This window comes from Streptomyces ambofaciens ATCC 23877 (assembly GCF_001267885.1).
In the GTDB taxonomy this organism is placed as follows: Bacteria; Actinomycetota; Actinomycetes; order Streptomycetales; family Streptomycetaceae; genus Streptomyces; species Streptomyces ambofaciens.
The window spans coordinates 3,990,803-4,012,391 of sequence record NZ_CP012382.1 but is presented as its reverse complement, the minus strand read 5'-3'; the positions used below and the strand labels follow the sequence as shown (position 1 = coordinate 4,012,391).

Below are 21,589 nucleotides of genomic sequence, written 5' to 3'. Positions count from 1 at the left end.
GTGCTCGCCGAGTGGTCAGGAACGCGCGGCCGAGTGCTCAGGAACGCGCGTACGAGTGGGTCAGGAGGACTTGGGCCTTGCTGACGGCAGGCTGATCCACACAGCCGGACTCCACGATGTAGGCGGTGACCCTGCTGTCGTTGGAGGCGTCCGGCAGCACCACGAGAAGCGCTTCCCTGCCCTTGTAGACGCCTTCCTTCGTGGCGAGCGCCGCGTCGTCGCGTCCGATGCCCTTCTGCACGCACTCGGGGACCGTCGGTTGCTTGAACACGCGGTTCCCGTCACCGGTCTCGGATTCCATCCCGAAGCTGCGCGGCGTGCGCGGCCCGCTCTGGGTGCCCTGCCCGTCCGCGATCAGGCTGGTGACCTCTGCCTTCAGCTTGCCCTCGGAGAAGGTGTCCGCGAGTGCGGTGCTGTCGGACGGGTTCTCCCCGGTCATCGAGGAGACGATCACAGAACCGAGCCCGATGGCGGCAGCGGCGGCCACCGCCCCGAGGGCGGCGATCCTGCGTCGTCCGCCTCGTCGGTGTTGCTTACGGCCGGGGCCGGTGGAGGAGGGACGGACGTTCCCGGCGGGTCGGCTCGCCGATGCCGGTGTTTCACGTGAAACGCGTGCGCTGTCGTCGTCCTCACCGGCATGCTCGGGGGGCGCGGCGGAAGACGCCCCTTCCGATCGCTCGGGTGCTGAGGCGCTCAGCAAAGCCTCGGCCGCGAGGGCGGCGTCGATACGGCGGGCCACGTCGTCGGGCATCCGGGACGGCCCTGGAAGCGTTCCGAGCAGACCCTGGATCTCCTCCAGCGACGCGTAGATGTCCGCGCAGAGCTCACAGGTGTCCAGGTGCCGTCGTAGATCCGTGGTCCGTGAGGGCGGGAGGAGGCCCTCGGCGAGGTCGGAGATCTCCGCGACGTCCGGATGCCCGGCCATGTCTGTCGTCGACGACGTCACGCTCGTCCACCTCCGCCCTTCACTGCGGCTGAATCACTCTGGTCCGTACCCGGGGAACCCGCACGGCCGGGACCCGCTGCGGGTGGGACGGATGTCCCCTGCGTCCGGTTCCGTTCCGCAGCAGGCTTCCTGTTCTCGCCGCCGCCGCCGTCCGGGCGCAGGTGGGCGAGCAGCGGCAGGAGTCGCGCCCTGCCACGGGCGCACCGGCTCTTGATCGTGCCGGTCGGCACGTCGAGGACCCGGGCCGCCTCGGCGACGGGATAGCCCTGCATGTCCACCAGGACGAGGGCCGCCCGCTGGTCGGCGGGCAGGGTACTCAAGGCTTTCAGGAGCTGGCGGTGCAGGTCGTTGCGCTCGGCGGGCGCCGAAGCCGCCTCGTGCGGCTCCAGGAGCTGCTCCAGGCGCTCGGTGTCGTCGACGGGGGCGGTCTTCCGGGAAGCCGCCTTGCGGGCACGGTCCAGACAGGCGTTCACCGTGATCCGGTGCAGCCAGGTCGTGACGGCTGCCTGCCCGCGGAAGGTGTGGGCGGCCCGGTAGGCGGAGACCAGGGCGTCCTGGACGGCGTCAGCGGCCTCCTCGCGGTCTCCCAGAGTCCGCAGGGCCACTGCCCAGAGACGATCACGGTGGCGCCGGACGAGCTCACCGAAGGCCTCGGGATCACCCTCGACGTGGCGGGTGAGCAGGTCCTGATCGCTCACCCCGTCGTACTCGGCGCCTTCCGCCATCGGACCCTCTCCCCTGTCGGCAGACGACCTCAGCTGGTCACCTTGACGTCGGTGACGCGGCCTCGGAACTGCCCGTCCGTCAGGGGCAGCTCGGTCAGCCAGACCAGCAGGTAGCGGGACCGCAGTGCCTCGCCCGGCTTGAGTTCCACGGTCGTACCGGAGCCGTCGGCCACCTTCGTGTAACCGCCGAAGGACTGCGGCTCCGAATCCGTGTCGCCCCCGGCCCGGAGCTCCACCGACGTGTCGCCACCGAACGACACCGCCACCTTGCCGACCTGCTGGACCTCGCCCAGGTCGATCACGATGCCCACGCCCTGCTTCAACCGTCCGAAGTCGGCGCTGGCGTAGTGGCTCGTCTGCCAGTAGGTGGCGGGGTCGCCGTCGTAGGCCTTGCTGACGTCCTCCGGGTACTCGGACCCGTCGGAGCCGAACGGATCGAAGTCGTGCCCACCCGAGATGGGAATCGGCCGGCTCACCGGCTTCTTCTGGCTCTTGTCGTTGTCACCGTCGACCGTCTGCGTCTGGTTCTGGTCGTCGGCCTTGCCGCCCCGCTCCATGAGCGCGTCCGCGAGCTGCCAGCTGCCGAGGCCGAGGGCGGCGATCAGCAGGGCGGAAACGCTCCACTTCAGTGCCCTGCCGGTACGGCTCTGCAACGGGGGCGGCGGGGAGGGCACCGGCTGGGTGACACCGGGGTGCGGCGCCGGACGGCCGTAGGCGCCCTGCTGGTAGGCGGTGCGCTGGTACGTGGGCGGGGCGGTGTACGTCGGCTCCGGCGGACGGATGCGGGGCATCTCGCTGATCGCCTTCACCAGTTCCTCCGGCGTGGTGCACGGGGACTCGTGGCGGGAGGCGGTGGCACCGTCGTTGACGAGCGCCCGCATGGCGAGCTCGGACAGGCCGCGGTGGACACCCGCACGCACCTGGTCCGGCGGGATCAGGCCGATGTCCTTGGGCAGTCCGGCCAGACCGTGGGCGTCGCTCTCGTAGGGCCAGCGCTGGGTGAGCGCGGCGTACAGCAGGGCGCCGATGGCCTCGGTGTCGGTGCGCTGGGGGGAGTCGGAACTGATGCCTCGCAGCGCGGCGTTGACGGCGAGACCGCGGATCCGCCACTGGCCCGTGGACGTCCGCAACACGGCGGTCGGGCTCAGGCGCAGGTGGGCGAGTCCCTCGCGGTGGGCGGCCGCCATGGCGGACGCGACCTGACTGACCATCTGGTAGGCGTCGTACACCTCCAGCGGTCCGGAGGCGAGGAGCGCGGTCAGTTCGGTGGCGTCGGGGAGCCACTCGTGTACGACGTAGACGAGGTCGTTGTCCTCGACGGCGTCGAGCACCTGAACGAAGCGGGGGTCACCGAGCAGGGCGGAGGAACGCGCCGCGGCCAGCACGGAGCGGGCGCGCACGTGGTCCGACGGAAGGATGTGGACGCCGACCGCGCGACGGAGCTTCTCGTCGACGGCCCGCCAGCTGCTGAAGCCGTCCAGACGGGTGACGCATTCCTCGAGACGGTAGCGTCTGGCGAGCTTGTGCCCGCTGTGGAGTTCGGGAGGCGAGGCCTTGCCGGAATCCTCGCTCGTGGGGCTCCCCTGTGCCTCGTCGCTGTCCGTGTCCCGCTCCCGGTTGTTGGCCACCCCGTCGGCCGTGGACTGGTCCGTCTCCGCGGTCAGCGGCTCGTCACCACTGTTGTCTGCCACGTCGACGGCAGCTGTGCTCCGTTCCGCCACCGTCGTTCCTGCCTCCCCATTCGATGCGCGCCGACCGACTCCGATGCGCGCAGTCCGACGCCGAACCCAATTGTGCCCACAGTCCGCCGCTATGCACGACACACGGCGGCGGACGATGGTTGTGCGCCTACCCCGGGTCTCAGCGTCCCAGGCGTCCGCGCACCATACCGACCAGCGAGTTGACTTCCTCGATGCGCATGCGGCGTGCGGCGACGAAGAAGACGCCGAACAGGAGCAGCCCGCCGGCCAGCAGCGCGGCGAGCGATCCCACGGCGCCCTGGCCGAGCGCCTTGCTGATCGCGTAGCAGGCCGCACCGCTGAGCAGGGCCGCCGGAACGGACGCGATGCACAGCCGGGCGTAGGTCCGCAGCACCCGAGCGCCGTCCAGGTCCCCGCCGAGCCGCTTGCGCAGCCTGCGCCAGGCGATGCCGATGCCGATCACGTAGGCGAGGCCGTAGGAGGCGGCCATGCCGACGACGGCCCAGCGGGAGGGCAGCAGGAAGTAACACAGGGCCGAGGCCACGGCGTTGACCACGGCCACGATGACCGTGTTGTAGAAGGGCGTCCGGGTGTCCTCGTAGGCGTAGAAGGCGCGCAGGACGACGTACTGCACCGAGTAGGGGATGAGGCCCAGGCCGAAGGCCATCAGCATGTAGCCCATGTTGGTGGCCTCGCTGGTACCCGAGGAGCCGAACATGAGCGTGCACATCGGGATGCCGAGCGCGAGGAAACCGAAGGAGACGGGAACGATGGCGACGGCCGTGGTGCGCAGGCCCTGGGAGATGTCGTCCCGGACCGCACCGCCGTCGTCCTCGGACGCCGAGCGGGAGATACGGGGCAGCAGGGCGGCCATCAGGGAGACGGTGATGATGGCTTGCGGCAGGCCCCAGATCAGCTGCGCGTTGGCGTAGGCGGCGAAGCCGGTGCCGTCGACGGGCGAAGCCTTGCCCGCAGCGGTCGAGAGCTGGATGACGATCATGGCACCCGCCTGGTTGGCGAGGACGAACAGGACCGTCCACTTGGCCAGGGTGATGGCCTTGCCGAGACCGTGGCCCTTCCAGTCGAAGCGCGGCCGGACCCGGAACCCCGTCTCCCGCAGATACGGGATCATGGCCAGGGCCTGCACGACGAGGCCCAGCAGCACCCCGATGCCGAGCAGCCGCTCTCCCTCCGGCGGGATGCTCGTGACCTTCATCCCCGAGCTCTCCGCGGTGCCGTAGACCCAGATGAACATCCCCAGGGTCACGATGATGACGATGTTGTTCAGGACCGGGGTCCACATCATCGCGCCGAACCTGCCGCGGGCGTTGAGGATCTGCCCCATCACCACGTGGAGGCCCATGAAGAAGATCGAGGGCAGGAAGTAGCGGACGAAGGTGATGCCGACCTCGTTCGCGGCCGGATCGCTGGCGACGGGGTTGGACAGCAGCCGGATCAGCAACGGTGCCGCGAAGACCGTGATCACGGTGAGCGCGCCGAGGGCCACCATGACGAGGGTCAGCAGGCGGTTGGCGAAGGCCTCGCCGCCGTCGGCGTCGTCCTTCATGGCACGCACCAGCTGAGGTACGAAGACCGAGTTGAGGCCGCCACCGACGGTGAGGATGTAGATCATCGTCGGCAGCTGGTAGGCGACCTGGAAGGTGTCACCCAGCAGGCCGACGCCCAGCGCGGAGACGATCAGTGCCGAGCGGATGAATCCGGTGAGCCGCGACACCATCGTGCCCGCGGCCATCACGGCGCTCGACTTCAGCAGGCCCCCCGCACGCCCGCCCTTCTTCGGCGCGGCGGCCGGAACGGGCTCGGGCTCCTGGAGAGGAGCCTCGGCGGCTTCCGGAGTGGGAGCGACGGCGTACTGGCCCGGCGCCGGCGCCGCGTGCTGCCCGGGGGCCGGCGCGGGACCGCCGTAGTGGCCCTGTGCGGGAGCGGGACCGCCGTACTGGCCGGGGGCCGGAGCGGCTCCGTACGGGTCGGGTCCCTGGTGCCCGGCGTACTGTCCGGGTCCCGGTGTCCCGCCGTACTGCCCGGGATCCGCTGTTCCGCCGTACTGTCCCGGCCCCGCCGCTCCGCCGTACTGCCCCGGTGCCGGGGCAGGCGCGGGTACGGACGCGTGGTCGTCGTACGAGGGGTGGCCGCCGCCCTGCTGCTGGTCGCGGAAGAGGTGGGCGAAGGCGTCCGGCTCGTGGCGCTGCTCACCGGCCTGGGTGACCAGGTCGTCGACGCCGACGAACTGGGTGTTGCGCGGATCGTCGCCGTAGGGCAGGTACTGTGTCGGGCCCTCCGGTTCCGGGGCCGGCGTCTGGGCCCAGACCCGTGGGTCGGGGGCGTAGGGCGACTGGGACGGCTGGGTGTACAGGGGCTGCTGCGGCGGGTACGCGCCCGGCGGGGGCGGCGGGTGCGCGGCGCGGTCGTAGAGCGCCTCGGAGACCGGGTCCTGGGCGGAGAGGTCCTGCGCCCGGTAGGGGTCCTGGTCGTAGGCGTCCTGGAGGTACATGTCCGCGGGCGGCTGCGGCGTCTGGCCGGGGTCGGGCGGCGGACCCTCGGAGTGACCCGAGCCGTCCACGGTCTGACCGCGGTCACCGTCGTACGGCGCGTTCATGGTTACCCCACCTCATCGTCCCGGGCCGACCGGCCACGACATCCTCAACGGTCCACTCTCTCACCCGTGCCGGACGGGTCGGCGCTTTCCGCTGCGGTGTCCGGTGTCGGGTCACTCGGCTGCTCCGGGTCGGCTGCCCGAGAGTGTGCCTCGGACTCGTTCTCAAGACGTTCGTCGGAGCCCTCCGGGTTCTCCCGGCCGTCCTCGGACTCCTTCGCCTCTGCGGGCTCCTCGGACTCGTCAGGGTCCTCGGCCCTCTCCGCGGCGTCCGGGTCCGCCGTCTCGCCCTCACGGGCTGCCGCCCGCTTGCGCTGCGTGTACATCCGGAAGCCGGCGAGGACGAGCAGCAGGACTCCGCCGCCGATGACGAGCATCACGGTCGCCGTGATCTCGGTGACCTTCACGTCGAAGGTGACGGGAGCGCCGTACTTGCGCCCGTCCATCGTGTACAGCTGGGCGATCACCGTCGCACGGCCGTTGGCGTTGGCCGACGTGGTGAACTTCACCGACTGGCTGTGGCCACCGGAGACCGAGATCGGCTGCTCCTCGTAGTCGGCGCCGTCGATCTCGAGTCGTGTCGGGTTCGTCGAGGTCAGCCGCAGGACCAGCGGTCCGACGTCCTGGACCAGATTGTTCTGCACCGTCACGGGGATCGTGGCACTGCGACCGGAGAGTTTCGTCTCCGACTTGTCGATCAGTCTGACCCGGCCGGTCAGCCCGTCGAGGTACTTCTTCACACCGGCGCGGAACGACTCGGCCTCGGTGGCTCGGCCGCGCCAGGAGGCGGACATCTCCCGGTTCAGGGCGCGCCCGAAGGGGGTCACCACCCGGGAGGGGTCGGACAGGACGACCTTGAAGTTGTCGAGCGTGTCCTGCGTGCGCGCGATCTGCACGAACGCCGACCGGGGCAGTTCCTTCCTGCGCAGCGCCGAGGGGTAGGAGGAGGTTCCCGGCACCGTCGTGGTGGCGTCCGGGTCCGGCTTGGCCGCGGCGGCCGCCGCCATCTTCTGGGACTCGGACCAGGTGCCGTCCTGCAGCGTCCGCAGCGCCTCGGCCATCGCACGTGCCTGGCTGCCGGAGGGCGTGCGCTGCGGGGCGATGACGACACTGCGCTGCTTGCCGGTCTGAAGGCCCAGCGCGAGGCTCTGGGCGAGGAAGCGCTGCACCGCGAGTGTGGACGCGGAGGCCTTCGTCAGATCACCCTCGAACGCCTTGGACATCCGGGCGTCCGCGACGACGGCCGTCGTACCGCCGCCGATGGGACGGGCCGCGGACGGCGTGTACGGGAGGTCGTTGGTCTCCTGAAGGCTGTCGCTGCGGGCGATCACCTTGTCGGCGCCCGCGGAGGTGGCGACCTTGACGATCGACCGGTCGACCGCACCCTCCACGGGCCACGCGAAGTCGGTGCTCGGCTTCACACCGAGGATCGGCGGGACCGTGTTGGGGATCACGTCCGTGGCGTCCTTCAGCTGGCTCAGCGAGCCGGTGACGTCCGTGCCGTTGTGGGCCAGAGACGCCAGGTCCGGGTCGGCGAAGGGGAGGGCGACCACCTCCTCGTCGGTCACCGCCTCCCGCAGCTCCGTGAGCCACTGCTTGGCGACCGCCTGGTGGGTGCCGGCGACCGTCCTGTCGCCGTCCCGGACGCGGTAGCTGCGGGTCATCGCGTCGACGGAGGCCAGCAGGTCGGGGTCGACCACCCATGTGACGTCGAGATCCTTGCCCAGCGTCACCATCTGGTTCAGGCGGCCTCCGGGGGAGATCTCCTTGGCCAGGTCGTCGTTGAGGAAGACCGGTGTCTGCTCCTCGTTCGGTCCCGTCTCGGCAGCCATGTGCGTCGTCGATACGAGCGGCCACAGGGCCGTCGTCTTCGTCCTGGTGCCGGCCTCGTCGGGCTGCCAGGGCAGGAAGGTCCGCTGGATGCCGAGAATCTGCTCCCACGGCTGCGCCGAGGTCTCCCCCGACAGTGAGACGGCGAATTCGTAGACCCCGTCCCCGCCGAGGTCGAGGTCGTCGACCGGCACGGAGATGTTGAAGTGCTCGGCGACACCGGGGGTGAGCTCGGAGAACTTCTGGGTGTACTTGTCGTCGATCTCCGGAGCGATGGCGCCCTGGAGATCGGTGCTCTCCTTGGCGATCGCGTCGACGGCCGAGCGGGTGTTGACCTCGGCCCCCAGGCGCAGGCCGACGTGGGCGTCGGTGACGGTCTGCTTGCCGTTGTTGATGACGGTGCCCGACACGGTCACCGTGTCCCCGTCCGTGGGCGCCGAGGGGGTGAGGGAGTCGACCGCCACGTCCACCGAGCCCGTCTCGGCGTCGGCCTTGGCGGAGGACTGGCCGTCGGCGTGCGCCGGGCCGGCGGTCGGCAGCTGGACCAGGCCGGTCAGCAGGGGCGCACCGGCGAGCAGCGCCGTGGTGCGCCTTAGCCACCGGCGGGCAGGTGAGGGACTGGTCCCCTGGAAGTCTGCCGCCTCGGCCACGCGCTCGCCCGTCCCTCGTCGTCGTCAGTGGTCGTCGGAATGTGCGTCCACGCATGGTAACGATGTGCGGCGAGGGGAAGTGCCGCGGTGTACGCCACAAGATCCGCCGCCGAACGAGGCTGTCCCGTATGTGCGCCTATAGAGGGAGCGGTGTGCAACGGGGTGTGTTCGGGCGGGATCAATCGGGGCGCCGGTGTCCTCCCGGGCCACGTACCCTTTTCTGTTGTGCCGAACGCCAAGGAAGTCACCCCCAGTGCCCTGAGCCAGGAGCAGCACCGAGCGGTGAGGGAACCGCTGCGGGTCGCCCCTGTCGCCGACGACCTCGCCCGCCGTTTCCAGGAGGCCGGGTTCTCCCTCGCCCTGGTCGGCGGCTCGGTCCGGGACGCGTTGCTCGGCCGGCTCGGCAACGACCTGGACTTCACGACCGATGCCCGCCCGCAGGACGTCCTGAAGATCCTGCGTCCGTGGGCGGACGCCGTCTGGGAGGTCGGGATCGCCTTCGGGACGGTCGGGGCGCAGAAGGACGGTTACCAGATCGAGGTGACCACCTACCGTTCGGAGGCGTACGACCGCACCTCGCGCAAGCCGGAGGTGTCGTACGGTGACTCGATCGAGGAGGACCTGGTCCGGCGGGACTTCACGGTGAACGCCATGGCGGTGGCGCTGCCGGAGGCACGGTTCATCGATCCGCACGGTGGGCTCGACGACCTCGCGGCCCGTGTGCTGCGCACTCCGGGTACTCCCGAGGAGTCCTTCTCGGACGACCCGCTCCGCATGATGCGCGCCGCGCGCTTCGCCGCGCAGCTCGACTTCGAGGTGGCGCCGGAGGTCGTGCAGGCCATGAAGGACATGGCCGGCCGCATCGACATCGTCTCGGCCGAGCGGGTCCGTGACGAGCTGAACAAACTCGTTCTCTCCGCGCAGCCGCGCAAGGGGCTCTCCCTGCTGGTCGACACCGGGCTCGCCGAGCGCATCCTGCCGGAACTGCCGGCCCTGCGTCTGGAGCGGGACGAACACCACCGGCACAAGGACGTCTACGACCACACGCTGATCGTCCTGGAACAGGCCATGGCCCTGGAGAGCGAGGGGCCTGACCTGACCCTCCGCCTGGCTGCCCTGCTGCACGACATCGGCAAGCCCCGCACTCGGCGCTTCGAGGAGGACGGCCGGGTCTCCTTCCACCACCACGAAGTGGTCGGGGCCAAAATGACGAAGAAGCGCATGACCGCGCTCAAGTACCCCAACGACCTGGTGAAGGATGTCTCACGCCTGGTCGAACTGCACCTGCGCTTCCACGGCTATGGCACGGGGGAGTGGACCGATTCCGCGGTCCGCCGGTACGTCCGGGACGCAGGCCCACTGCTCGACCGGCTCCACAAGCTGACCCGTTCCGACTGCACGACCCGCAACAAGCGCAAGGCCTCGGCCCTCTCGCGCGCGTATGACGGGCTGGAGGAGCGGATCGCGCAGCTTCAGCAGCAGGAGGAGCTGGACGCGATCCGTCCCGACCTGGACGGCAACCAGATCATGGAGATCCTCGGTGTCCGCCCCGGGCCGGCTGTCGGTCAGGCCTACAAGCATCTGCTGGAGCTCCGGTTGGAGAACGGGCCCATGGAGCGCGACGCCGCGGTCGCAGCGCTCAAGGAGTGGTGGGCCGAGCAGGAGGCGTGAGCCGTGCGGTCGTGTTTCACGTGAAACACGACCGCGAGGCTGAGCATGCGTAGGGGCGGTGTTTCACGTGAAACACCGCCCCTACGCCTGTGACAGGTCGGATCAGACGTCACCGAGGCAGAGGAGGAACTCTTCGCCGTCGCCCGTCTCCGCGTAGAAGCCCGTGGCGCCTTCGACCGGTCGGCATGCGGACTCGGCGGTGATCTGGGAGTAGTGCCCCTTGATCTTCTTGAGGACCTTCGCCTCGGCGTCCGTGGACGTACAGTCCACGACCTCCATGCGGTCCGAGGAGGACGAGGCGGACTTCAGGCAGTCACCCACGCCGGCCTGGTCGGCGTCGTCCCGGCTGGCGATGTAGCCGCCGACCGCCACGCACACGACGATGACGGCGATGACGATGTTCTTGATCGTCTTGAAGCTCGGCTTGCGACGGGCCGGCTGCGGCGGGACCGGTGCGAACGGCGCACCCTGCTGGGGGAATCCGGGCTGGCCTGCCTGCTGAGGGAAGCCCGGCTGTCCCTGGGCGTAGGGGTTCTGCCCCTGCGGCTGCTGCGGAGCCTGCGGCTGGCCTTGCGCGAACGGATTGCCCTGGGACGGCGGAGTAGTCACTTGGGGGTCCCCCTGAAACATAGGTGCGTGTCGCGAACATGACGCGAATAAGACCCACGTAAGTTATCGGTCCGCACTGACATCTCTGTAGCCCGTCGAGGCTTCGTGGCACTGATGTGACACTTACTGCCGTTCAAACCAGGTCATAGCCGCCGCAACCGCTCCGTAGACCGCGGTCACTGTCACGACCAGCGTCACGGAACGGCCGTCCGGCGGCAGTATCAGGGCGGCCACGCCGGCGGCGCCGACGAAGGCGACGTTGAACAGCACGTCGTAGACGGAGAAGATCCGGCCACGGAAGGCGTCCTCGACCGAGGACTGCACGACCGTGTCGGTCGCGATCTTCGCTCCCTGCGTCGTCAGGCCCAGCACGAACGCCGCGACCAGCAGCGGCGCGGTGGCGAACGGCAGGCCGAGCGCCGGTACCAGCACCGTGGCCGCCCCCGCGCACACGGCCATCCAGCGGCCCGGCCCGAGCCGGCCCGCCGCCCACGGGGTGATCACCGCGGCCGCGAAGAAGCCCGCGCCGGAGACGCCCAGCGCCAGCCCCAGCAGGGCGAGCCCCTCGTCCGTGGTCGAGGTCAGGGCGTACCGGCACAGCATGAGCAGCATGACCAGCAGGGCGCCGTAGCAGAACCGCATCAGCGTCATGCCCGCGAGCGACCAGGCCGCCTCCCGCCGAGCCGGCGCGGCGAGATGCCGTACGCCGGCCACCAGGTCGCGCGCGGTACCGGCCAGGGCCGATGCCAGGCGTGGAGGCACGTGCTCGGGGTCCGGACCCAGCAGCTCCACGGCGATGCGCAGCGACGCCAGTGCCCCGCACAGGTACAGGGCGGCCCCGAGCAGCACCACGGCGGCATCGGAGTCCGCGACCACGAGGCGTACGACGAAGGCGAGGCCGCCGCCGGCCGTCGCGGCGAGGGTGCCGGCGGTCGGGGAGAGCGAGTTGGCGATGACCAGGCGCTCCGCGTCGACCACGCGCGGCAGCGCCGCGGACAGACCCGCGAGGACGAAGCGGTTGACGGCCGTGACGCAGAGGGCGGAGACGTAGAAGAGCCAGTCGGGGACGGAGACGATCATCAGCAGGGCCGTCACCGCCGCCAGCACGGCGCGCAGCAGGTTGCCGTACAGAAAGACCTGGCGGCGGCGCCAGCGGTCCAGCAGGACACCGGCGAAGGGGCCCACCAGGGAGTACGGAAGGAGCAGGACCGCCATCGCGGAGGCGATCCCGGCGGCCGAGGTCTGCTTCTCCGGTGAGAAGACGACGTAAGTGGCGAGCGCGACCTGGTAGACGCCGTCGGCACCCTGGGAGAGCAGGCGCACGGCGAGCAGACGCCGGAAGCCCTTCAGGCGCAGCAGGACGCGCAGGTCACGGACGACGGCCATGGTGCACAGCCTCACATACGGGAAAGGTCCCCGGGTCATGCGACCCGGGGACCTCCGACGGACTCAGTCCGCGCTTGTCAGCGCTCGACCTCGCCGGCGATGAACTTCTCGACGTTGGTGCGGGCCTCGTCGTCGAAGTACTGGACCGGCGGGGACTTCATGAAGTAGCTCGACGCCGACAGGATCGGGCCACCGATGCCGCGGTCCTTGGCGATCTTCGCGGCGCGCAGGGCGTCGATGATGACACCGGCCGAGTTCGGGGAGTCCCAGACCTCGAGCTTGTACTCCAGGTTCAGCGGGACGTCACCGAAGGCACGACCCTCCAGGCGGACGTAGGCCCACTTGCGGTCGTCCAGCCAGGCCACGTAGTCGGACGGGCCGATGTGGACGTTCTTCTCGCCCATGTCCCGGTCGGGGATCTGGGAGGTGACGGCCTGCGTCTTGGAGATCTTCTTCGACTCGAGGCGGTCACGCTCGAGCATGTTCTTGAAGTCCATGTTGCCGCCGACGTTCAGCTGCATCGTGCGGTCCAGGATGACACCCCGGTCCTCGAACAGCTTCGCCATGACGCGGTGCGTGATGGTGGCGCCGACCTGCGACTTGATGTCGTCACCGACGATCGGGACACCGGCCTCGGTGAACTTGTCCGCCCACTCCTTGGTGCCGGCGATGAAGACCGGGAGGGCGTTGACGAAGGCGACCTTGGCGTCGATGGCGCACTGGGCGTAGTACTTCGCCGCGTCCTCGGAACCGACGGGCAGGTAGCAGACCAGGACGTCGACCTGCTTGTCCTTGAGGACCTTGACGATGTCGGCCGGCTCCTCGGCGGACTCCTCGATGGTCTCGCGGTAGTACTTGCCGAGACCGTCCAGGGTGTGGCCGCGCTGGACCTGGACGCCGCTGTTGGGCACGTCGCAGATCTTGATGGTGTTGTTCTCGGAGGCGCCGATGGCGTCCGCGAGGTCCAGGCCGACCTTCTTGGCGTCCACGTCGAAGGCGGCGACGAACTCGATGTCACGGACGTGGTAGTCGCCGAACTGGACGTGCATCAGGCCCGGGACCTTGGCCGCCGGGTCGGCGTCCTTGTAGTACTCGACGCCCTGCACCAGCGATGCGGCGCAGTTGCCCACACCGACGATGGCTACGCGAACCGAACCCATTCCGGTTGCTCCCTGTGTGTACGAGTGAGGCCCTGACTGGGCGCTCACGTGGCGGTGTCGCCGGGCGTATCCGGCCGGGGGTCGTCCCCCGGCCGGGGCAGGCCGCCCGTCGCTCCAGATGTCGTGTCCTGTTGAGCGGTCCCCTCCGCAGCGGAACCCCGCAGGTCCCGCCCCGCCCGCTCGCTCTCGATGAGCTCGTTCAGCCAGCGCACCTCGCGCTCCACGGACTCCATTCCGTGGCGCTGGAGCTCAAGCGTGTAGTCGTCGAGTCGCTCCCGGGTGCGCGCCAGGGAGGCGCTCATCTTCTCCAGGCGCTCCTCCAGCCGGCTGCGCCGGCCCTCGAGCACGCGCATGCGTACGTCGCGCGACGTCTGCCCGAAGAACGCGAAGCGAGCGGCGAAGGTCTCGTCCTCGTACGCGTCCGGGCCGGTCTGGGAGAGGAGCTGCTCGAAGTGTTCCTTACCGTCGGCCGTCAACCGGTAGACGATCTTGGCGCGGCGTCCCGTGAGGGAGGCGGCGGCCTCGCCGACGTTCCCCGGTTCCTCGATCAACCAGCCGTTGGCGACCAGCGTCTTGAGGCAGGGGTAGAGCGTCCCGTAGCTGAACGCCCGGAACACACCCAGTGACGTGTTGAGCCGTTTGCGCAGCTCATAGCCGTGCATCGGGGACTCGCGGAGCAGGCCGAGTACGGCGAACTCGAGGATGCCGGAACGTCGGCTCATCGTCGCCTCCTCTCGCCCTTATGCCGCGGTGATGTATCGACTCGATACATCTGCACGATAGAACGAGCTTCCGCGCGCGACAAGAGGCGGAATGGTGAACGGGATCACATCAGGGATTCAGGGAGAGCAAGTTGCCTGATTTGAGGTGAACTTCGAGTCTCGGGGGTTTTGACGGTGCGTAGTCTGTGCGCCATGCAGACCACCGGGAACCGAGTGACGCCTGGGGGCGTCCTTGTCCCCGGTGCAGTACGGGTGAATGCGGAAGGGACCGCATCCGTACTTCGGGGGGACCGGAAACCAGCCGCCTTTACCAGGCGCGCGTAAGGTGCGCCTGCCCGAGGAGTAGTCGTTCGATGAGCGAGCACCGTCGCAAACCGCCGCAGCCGCAGGGAGGCGGACGTGCCGCGGCCCGACGCGGCCAGTCCGGCTCGTCCTCCGGCCGCCGTGCGGCACCGCGAGGCGCCACAGGGTCTCCGTCCGGCTCGTACGGTCCGGAGAGCGAGGAGCGTCCGTACGGCAGCCGTGCCGAGGCCCGGCGTGCGGCACAGCGCAATGGAGGCGGTCGCCGCAGAGCGGCCGAGCCGGGCCGCGGAGGCCGACGTGCCGCCGCCGTCGGCGCGGGTGGGGCGGCCGGCCGGCGTGCGGCCGCGTCCGGCAGGAAGCGGATGATCGACTACCCGCGCTTCGACAGGGACGGCTGGCGTCGCTGGGTGCCCTCCTGGAAGCTCGTCTCCGGGGTGTGCATCGGCTTCTTCGGCACCATGGTGGCCGCGGCGGGCATCGCCTACGCCATGGTGGGCATCCCCGAGCCGGACAAGGCCGCCACGGCGCAGAACAACGTCTACTACTGGGCCGACGGCAGCCAGATGGTCGCGACGGGCGGTGAGCTGAACCGCCAGAGCGTGGATCTCGCGCAGATCCCCATGGAGATGCGCAACGCGGTCATCTCCCAGGAGAACAAGACCTTCTACTCCGACAGCGGCATCGACCCCAAGGGCATCGCCCGCGCCGTGTTCAACATGGCCAGGGGAGGCGAGACGCAGGGTGGTTCCACGATCACCCAGCAGTACGTGAAGAACGCGATGCTGAACGACCAGTCGCAGACGATCTCCCGCAAGGTCAAGGAGATCTTCGTATCGATCAAGGTCGGCGCCGAGGAGCCCAAGGACAAGATCCTCGAGGGCTACCTGAACTCCGCCTACTACGGACGCGGCGCCTACGGCATCCAGGCGGCCTCCCGGGCCTACTTCAACGTGGACGCCGTCGACCTCAACCCGGGCCAGTGCGCCTTCCTGTCCGCGGTGCTCAAGGGCGCCACGTACTACGACCCGGCCGGCTCGCCGTCGATCGACCCGGTGAACGCGACCGCCGAGGCCAACAGTGACCGGGCGCAGCGGCAGATGCAGGACACGCTCGACAAGATGGTCGAGTACGGACACCTGAGCCAGGAGAAGCGGGCCCAGTACACCGAGCTCCCCAAGGTGCAGAACCCGCAGTCGAACACGCAGCTGGGCGGCCAGATCGGCTATCTCGTCCGGCTCGCCAAGTCCTCCGTGATCAAGAACGCCGGCGTGACGGAGCAGCAGCTGGAGAAGGGCGGCTACTCGATCTACACGACCTTCGACAAGAAGAAGGTCGAGGAGCTCGAAACCGCGGTCGAGAACGTCTACAAGAAGAACATCGACCCCAAGAAGAGGCCCGAGGAGGACACCCACGTTCAGTTCGGCGGGGCGTCCGTCAACCCCGAGACCGGGGCCATCGAGGCCATCTACGGCGGCGAGGACGCGACCAAGCACTTCACCAACAACGCCGACGTGACCGGTGCGCAGGTCGGTTCGACGTTCAAGCCCTACGTGCTCGCGGCCGCGATGAAGTGGGGTGTGCGCGATCCTGAGCTCGGTGAGAACCAGGCCCAGGACGAGCGCACCGTCGTCTCGCCGAAGAGTCTCTACAGCGGCAAGAACAACCTGAAGATCAACAACTACGACGGGTCGATCTGGCAGAACGAGAAGGGCGAGCAGTGGCGCCAGGAGAACGACGGCAAGGAGTCGGTCGGCGAGCCGCCCTCGTACAAGATCGATCTTCGTGAGGCCATGCGCCAGTCGGTGAACTCCGCCTTCGTGCAGCTCGGCATGGACGTCGGACTGGACAAGGTGAAGGAGGCAGCCGTCGACGCGGGGCTGCTGGAGAGCAGCCTGGCAGGGGCCGGCTACCCGTCGTTCTCCATCGGTGTGTCGGACCCGAGTGCCATCCGCATGGCGGGTTCGTACGCCACCTTCGCGGCGAGCGGCAAGCAGCGCGAGCCGTTCTCCGTCACCAAGGTGACGAAGAAGGGCCCGATCTACACGCACAAGGTCACGTCGAAGCAGGCGTTCACCGCGAAGGTGGCGGACAACGTCACGGACGTCCTGAAGACCGTCGTCGAGGACGGCACGGGAACCAACGCCCAGCTGCCCGGCCGCGAGGTGGCCGGTAAGACCGGCACCACGGACGGAAACAAGTCCGCCTGGTTCGTCGGCTACACCCCGCAGCTGTCGACCGCGATCAGCATGTTCCGCTACCCGGATGACGAAACCCTCAAGGACCGCAAGTTCCTGGAGATGTACGGAACGGGCGGCGAGGAGGAGATCCACGGTGCTTCGTTCCCGTCGGTGATCTGGCAGGACTACATGTCGGACGCGCTGAAGGGGAAGCCGAAGGAGAAGTTCCCGAAGCCCGAGCCCATCGGTGAGGTCATCAACGACACCCCGCCGCCGAGCCCGTCCCCCTCGCCCTCCGAGACGGAGGAGAAGACGAGCCCGTCGCCGACGCCGTCGCCCAGTGAGTCCGAAACCACCCCCTCCCCCTCGCCGAGTGACACCTGTGGCGTCTTCGAGTGGAACTGCGAGGACGGCGACAACAGCGGCAACGACAACAGCGGCAATGAGAACGGTGGCTCGGACGTCAGTCCGTCACCCTCGCCGTCGCCCAGCGGGTCAGGGGAAGAGGAAGACACCAGAGGAAATCAGAACGGAGGCGGTGGCTTCATCGCCGGCCAGGAGGGATAGCTGTCGGAACGTCCGGCATGGGTGTTTCACGTGAAACACCCGCAAGTTTCACGTGAAACAGGGGCCGCCGCATCCAACGGGGTGCGGCGGCCCCGGCGTATGGCCGGGTACGTACGGCAGGATGTGCCCCATGCCCAGTGCAGAATCGACACCAGCGAGCGTGCACGAGCCGGACCCCGTGCGGCCGACCAGGGAGGACGCGGTCGCCGCGGCGGGCAGTGAGCTGATCGGCGGCCCTGCCGGTCGGCGTGCCCTGCTGGGGACGTCCTGGTGGACGCCCGTCCGGGTGATCGCGCTCGTGGCGATCGGCATGTTCGCCCTCGGCCTGGTCCAGAAGGCGCCCTGTTACAACGGCGCCTGGTTCTTCGGTGCCAGTTCCCAGTACACGCACGCGTGCTACTCGGACATCCCGCACCTCTACCAGGGGCGTGGGTTCGTCGACGGTCTCGTGCCGTACTTCGACAAGCTCCCCGGCGACATGGAGTACCTCGAGTACCCCGTGCTGACCGGCGTGTTCATGGAGGCCGCGTCCTGGCTCACGCCGGGCAGCGGCAGCATCCAGGACCAGGAGCAGTGGTACTGGATGGTCAACGCCGGGATGCTCATGGCGTGCGCGGCCGTCATCGCCGTCTGCGTGACCCGCACGCACACCCGGCGCCCTTGGGACGGACTGCTGGTCGCCCTCGCGCCCGCCCTCGCGCTGACCGCGACCATCAACTGGGACCTGCTGGCGGTCGCCCTGACGTCCGCCGCCCTCCTGATGTGGTCCCGAGGACGTCCGCTGGCCTTCGGCGTTCTGCTGGGCCTGGCCACGGCTGCCAAGCTCTACCCGTTCCTGATCCTCGGCCCGCTGCTCGTGTTGTGCTGGCGCGCGGGCAAATGGCGTGACTTCGGAAAGGCCGTGGGAGGAGCGGCCGTCGCCTGGCTGGTGGTGAATCTGCCGGTCATGCTCTTCGCCTTCGACGGCTGGTCGAAGTTCTACACGTTCAGCCAGGAACGGGGTGTCGACTTCGGGTCCTTCTGGCTGATCCTGGTCCACAACTCCGACAACCCGCCCAGCACCGAGACAGTCAACACACTCGCCACGCTCCTGATGCTGCTGTGCTGCGGAGGCATCGCCGCGCTCACGCTGACCGCCCCCCGGCGTCCGCGCTTCGCCCAGCTGGCCTTTCTGATCGTCGCCGCGTTCATCCTCACCAACAAGGTCTACTCACCGCAGTACGTGCTGTGGCTGGTGCCGTTGGCCGCGCTGGCCCGGCCCAAGTGGCGTGACTTCCTGATCTGGCAGACGTGCGAGGTGGCGTACTTCCTGGGCATCTGGATGTACCTCGCCTACACGACCAGCGGTGACGCCCACAAGGGCTTGCCCACGGACGGCTACCACTGGGCCATCGCCGTGCATCTGCTGGGAACGCTGTTCCTGTGCGTCATGGTCGTGCGCGACATCCTGATGCCGGACCGGGATCCCGTGCGGCGGACGGGGGACGACGATCCGTCGGGCGGTGCACTCGACGGGGCGGAAGACGTCTTCGTTCTCGGCCCCGCGGCTCGCCCCGCCCGGCACGCGGCCCACTCCGAGGCCTCCACGGTGCGGTGGGGAGCGGGGCAGCCGACCGGAGGTTCGCTCTGAGCGAACGGACTCCACGGTGGTCCGCCGCCGGTAGCCATGCGAAAGGCCGTACACGCAACAGCGTGTACGGCCTTTCGGCTGCCGCGGGACCCACGGCCGGCGCGGTACCTCAGCGGTCGAGGATCCGGTCGAACTGCGTGGTGGTGTGCCGCAGATGAGCCACCAGCTCGTCGCCGACCTTCGGCTCCGGCGCGTCCGAAGGCACGAACAGGATGGACACCTGCATGTGCGGCGGCTCCGCGAACCACCGCTGCTTGCCGCCCCACACGAACGGCGAGAGGTTGCGGTTCACCGTGGCGAGACCGGCCCGGGCGACGCCCTTGGCACGCGGCATGACGCCGTGCAGTGCCTTCGGGGCCTCCAGGCCCACGCCGTGCGACGTACCGCCCGCCACGACCACGAGGAAGCCGTCCGAGGCCGCCTTCTGCTGCCGGTAGCCGAAGCGCTCGCCCTTGGTGACCCGTGTGACGTCCAGGACCGCGCCGTGGTACTCGGTGGCGTCGTGGTCGCCCAGCCACAGCCGGGTGCCGATCCGGGCGCGGAAGCGGGTCTGCGGGAACTGCTGCTGGAGCCGCGCCAGCTCGTCCGCCTTGAGGTGGCTGACGAACATCGTGTGCAGCGGCAGCCGGGCCGCGCGCAGCCGGTCCATCCAGCCGATGACCTCTTCGACGGCGTCCGAACCGTCGGTGCGGTCCAGCGGCAGATGGATGGCGAAGCCCTCCAGCCGGACGTTCTCTATGGCGGCGTGCAGCTGGGGCAGGTCCTGCTCACTGATGCCGTGGCGCTTCATCGAGGACATCACCTCGATGACCACGCGCGCGCCCACGAGGCCGTACACGCCGTCGATGGACGACACGGAGCGCACGACCCGGTCGGGCAGCGGGACGGGCTCCTCGCCGCGCCGGTACGGCGTCAGGACCAGCAGGTCGCCGCCGAAGAAGTCCTTGATCCGGGCGGCCTCGTACGTGGTGCCGACGGCCAGCACGTCCGAGCCCAGCCGCGTGGCCTCTTCCGCCAGCCGCTCGTGCCCGAAGCCGTAGCCGTTGCCCTTGCAGACCGGGACCAGCCCGGGGAACTGCTCCTGCACGTGCTTGTGGTGCGCCCGCCAGCGCGCGGTGTCGACGTAGAGGGTGAGCGCCATGGCCGGACCTGGGACCTTTCTCGTGGCTGTCAGAGGTGCGGGATAGGGGTGAGCGAAGGGGTCAGCGGCGCGACATGTAGATGTCGAGCGCCTTGTGGAGCAGCTTGTTCAGGGGGAAGTCCCACTCGCCGAGGTACTCGGCCGCCTGCCCGCCCGTGCCGACCTTGAACTGGATCAGGCCGAAGAGGTGGTCGCTCTCGTCCAGGGAGTCGGAGATGCCGCGCAGGTCGTAGACGGTGGCGCCGAGGGCGTAGGCGTCGCGGAGCATGGCCCACTGCATCGCGTTCGAGGGCCGGACCTCGCGGCCGATGTTGTCGGAGGCGCCGTACGAGTACCAGACGTGCCCGCCGACCACCAGCATGGTCGCGGCAGACAGGTTCACCCCGTTGTGCCGGGCGAAGTACAGCCGCATGCGGTTGGGGTCCTCGTTGTTGAGGGCCGCCCACATGCGCTGGAAGTAGGACAGCGGGCGCGGCCGGAAGTGGTCGCGCACGGCCGTGATCTCGTAGAGCCGCTGCCACTCCTCGAGGTCGTGGTAGCCACCCTGGACGACCTCGACGCCGGCCTTCTCGGCCTTCTTGATGTTGCGCCGCCACAGCTGGTTGAAGTTCTTGTGGACCTCTTCCAGGGAGCGGTTGGCCAGCGGCACCTGGAAGACGTAGCGGGGCTGTACGTCGCCGAAGCCGGCACCGCCGTCCTCGCCCTGCTGCCAGCCCATGCGGCGCAGCTTGTCGGCCACCTCGAAGGCGCGCGGCTCGATGTGGTCGGCCTCTATGTCGCGCAGGCGCTTGACGTCGGGGTCCTGGATGCCCTTCTTGATGGACGCGGCGTCCCAGCGGCGGATGATCACCGGGGGGCCCATCTTCACCGAGAAGGCGCCCTGCTGCTTGAGGTGAGCCAGCATCGGCTCCATCCAGTCCTGGAGGTTCGGCGCGAACCAGTTGATGACCGGGCCCTCGGGCAGGTACGCGAGGTAGCGCTTGATCTTGGGGAGCTGCCGGTAGAGGACGAGGCCCGCACCGACCAGCTCACCGGTCCGGTCGTCGAACCAGCCGAGGTTCTCCGAGCGCCATTCCGCCTTCACGTCCGCCCATGCCGGGACCTGCATGTGACTAGCCGCCGGCAGGCTCTGGATGTATGCCAGATGCTGCTCACGACTGATGGTCCTCAGGGTCAGGCTCATTCGGGGCGCTCCTCGGGCTGGTGTGTCCCCATGGGTACAGGGGCTCCGGCTCTCGCGCGAAGCCTACTGCGCCCTGTGAGCGCCCCGTCCGGCGTACGGGTGCAAGGGGTCCCCCGGAGGTCTCTCGGGAGGACGGGTGGTGCGGGGCTCAGCCGAAGAACCCGCCGTGGCTGATGCCGAAGAACAGGCCGAGTGCGGAGGCGCCGAGCGCCAGCACCAGACCGAAGCGCTCGCGTGTCGTCACCGAGATGAGCTGGCCGTATCCGGCGGTCAGCACACCCAGCAGACCTGCCCAGGAGGTCAGGATGTGGAGCCCGCGGAAGCTCGCGGTGGCCAGGGCGAGCACGCCCAGCACCAGGGCCGCGGCCAGCAGGGTGTCCTGGAGGGGGTGCGGTTTGCCGTCGGTGGCCAGCAAGCCGGTCCTGGGTTTGGCGGGTCGCATGATCTGTGCCATGGGGAACCTCCTGCCGAAGGCAGTGTGTCGTCGCCCGTCACATCCGCTGAGTACCGATTGTGTCCCCTCACAGCCGGATTTCAACCGCAAGCGGGTGGCCGGGTACTCTGTACCTTCTGCA

Annotated in this window: 15 protein-coding genes; 3 read left to right on the top strand and 12 right to left on the bottom strand. The window is 69.2% G+C overall.

What is annotated here, in order from left to right:
- Nucleotides 1-37 precede the first annotated feature (37 nt).
- From SAM23877_RS17855 to SAM23877_RS17835, 5 genes are all read right to left on the bottom strand, one after another.
- Nucleotides 38-925, bottom strand: coding sequence for an anti-sigma factor family protein (locus SAM23877_RS17855; protein ID WP_053133930.1), 888 nt, complete (start codon nt 923-925; stop codon nt 38-40).
- 17 nt (nt 926-942) lie between these two features.
- Complete coding sequence (gene sigM / locus SAM23877_RS17850; protein WP_053133927.1) at nt 943-1,671, bottom strand: RNA polymerase sigma factor SigM; 729 nt, start codon at nt 1,669-1,671, stop codon at nt 943-945.
- Between the two features lie 29 nt (nt 1,672-1,700).
- On the bottom strand, nt 1,701-3,392 hold the full coding sequence (locus tag SAM23877_RS17845; protein ID WP_053133924.1) for a serine/threonine protein kinase: 1,692 nt from the start codon (nt 3,390-3,392) through the stop codon (nt 1,701-1,703).
- A gap of 139 nt (nt 3,393-3,531) precedes the next feature.
- A complete protein-coding gene (gene murJ, locus SAM23877_RS17840) occupies nt 3,532-5,988 on the bottom strand; it encodes a murein biosynthesis integral membrane protein MurJ (RefSeq protein WP_053133919.1) in 2,457 nt (818 codons plus the stop codon).
- Between the two features lie 44 nt (nt 5,989-6,032).
- Nucleotides 6,033-8,465 carry a DUF6049 family protein gene (locus tag SAM23877_RS17835; RefSeq protein ID WP_053133916.1) on the bottom strand — a complete coding sequence of 811 codons (2,433 nt, stop codon included), beginning with the start codon at nt 8,463-8,465 and terminating at the stop codon, nt 6,033-6,035.
- A 225-nt stretch (nt 8,466-8,690) separates the two neighbouring features.
- Here SAM23877_RS17835 and SAM23877_RS17830 point away from each other — a divergent pair, with 225 nt between their 5' ends.
- Nucleotides 8,691-10,136, top strand: coding sequence for a CCA tRNA nucleotidyltransferase (locus tag SAM23877_RS17830; RefSeq protein WP_053133913.1), 1,446 nt, complete (start codon nt 8,691-8,693; stop codon nt 10,134-10,136).
- Nucleotides 10,137-10,238: 102 nt separating this feature from the next.
- On the opposite strand, the gene SAM23877_RS17825 is transcribed toward SAM23877_RS17830, so the two are convergent.
- The 4 genes from SAM23877_RS17825 to SAM23877_RS17810 all read right to left on the bottom strand — a co-directional run bounded on the left by SAM23877_RS17825 (nt 10,239) and on the right by SAM23877_RS17810 (nt 14,013).
- Nucleotides 10,239-10,745, bottom strand: a complete 507-nt coding sequence (locus SAM23877_RS17825; RefSeq protein WP_053133910.1) for an LppU/SCO3897 family protein — start codon at nt 10,743-10,745, stop codon at nt 10,239-10,241.
- 123 nt (nt 10,746-10,868) lie between these two features.
- Nucleotides 10,869-12,131, bottom strand: a complete 1,263-nt coding sequence (locus SAM23877_RS17820; RefSeq protein WP_053133907.1) for an MFS transporter — start codon at nt 12,129-12,131, stop codon at nt 10,869-10,871.
- A 77-nt stretch (nt 12,132-12,208) separates the two neighbouring features.
- A complete protein-coding gene (locus SAM23877_RS17815; protein WP_053133904.1) occupies nt 12,209-13,291 on the bottom strand; it encodes an inositol-3-phosphate synthase in 1,083 nt (360 codons plus the stop codon).
- A 44-nt stretch (nt 13,292-13,335) separates the two neighbouring features.
- Entirely contained in the window at nt 13,336-14,013 is a 678-nt protein-coding gene (locus SAM23877_RS17810; RefSeq protein ID WP_053133901.1) for a PadR family transcriptional regulator, read from the bottom strand.
- Between the two features lie 665 nt (nt 14,014-14,678).
- On the opposite strand from SAM23877_RS17810, the gene SAM23877_RS17805 reads away from it, so the two are divergent.
- Both SAM23877_RS17805 and SAM23877_RS17800 read left to right on the top strand, forming a co-directional pair.
- On the top strand, nt 14,679-17,060 hold the full coding sequence (locus SAM23877_RS17805; protein WP_053133898.1) for a transglycosylase domain-containing protein: 2,382 nt from the start codon (nt 14,679-14,681) through the stop codon (nt 17,058-17,060).
- A gap of 121 nt (nt 17,061-17,181) precedes the next feature.
- Entirely contained in the window at nt 17,182-18,690 is a 1,509-nt protein-coding gene (locus SAM23877_RS17800) for a glycosyltransferase family 87 protein (protein ID WP_053133894.1), read from the top strand.
- Between the two features lie 109 nt (nt 18,691-18,799).
- Here the strand turns inward: SAM23877_RS17800 and SAM23877_RS17795 are convergent, their stop codons facing one another.
- The 3 genes from SAM23877_RS17795 to SAM23877_RS17785 all read right to left on the bottom strand — a co-directional run bounded on the left by SAM23877_RS17795 (nt 18,800) and on the right by SAM23877_RS17785 (nt 21,468).
- Nucleotides 18,800-19,831, bottom strand: coding sequence for an alanine racemase (locus tag SAM23877_RS17795; RefSeq protein ID WP_053133891.1), 1,032 nt, complete (start codon nt 19,829-19,831; stop codon nt 18,800-18,802).
- Nucleotides 19,832-19,892: 61 nt separating this feature from the next.
- Entirely contained in the window at nt 19,893-21,014 is a 1,122-nt protein-coding gene (gene femX, locus SAM23877_RS17790) for a peptidoglycan bridge formation glycyltransferase FemX (RefSeq protein WP_053133888.1), read from the bottom strand.
- A gap of 148 nt (nt 21,015-21,162) precedes the next feature.
- A complete protein-coding gene (locus tag SAM23877_RS17785) occupies nt 21,163-21,468 on the bottom strand; it encodes a hypothetical protein (RefSeq protein WP_053133885.1) in 306 nt (101 codons plus the stop codon).
- Nucleotides 21,469-21,589 lie beyond the last annotated feature (121 nt).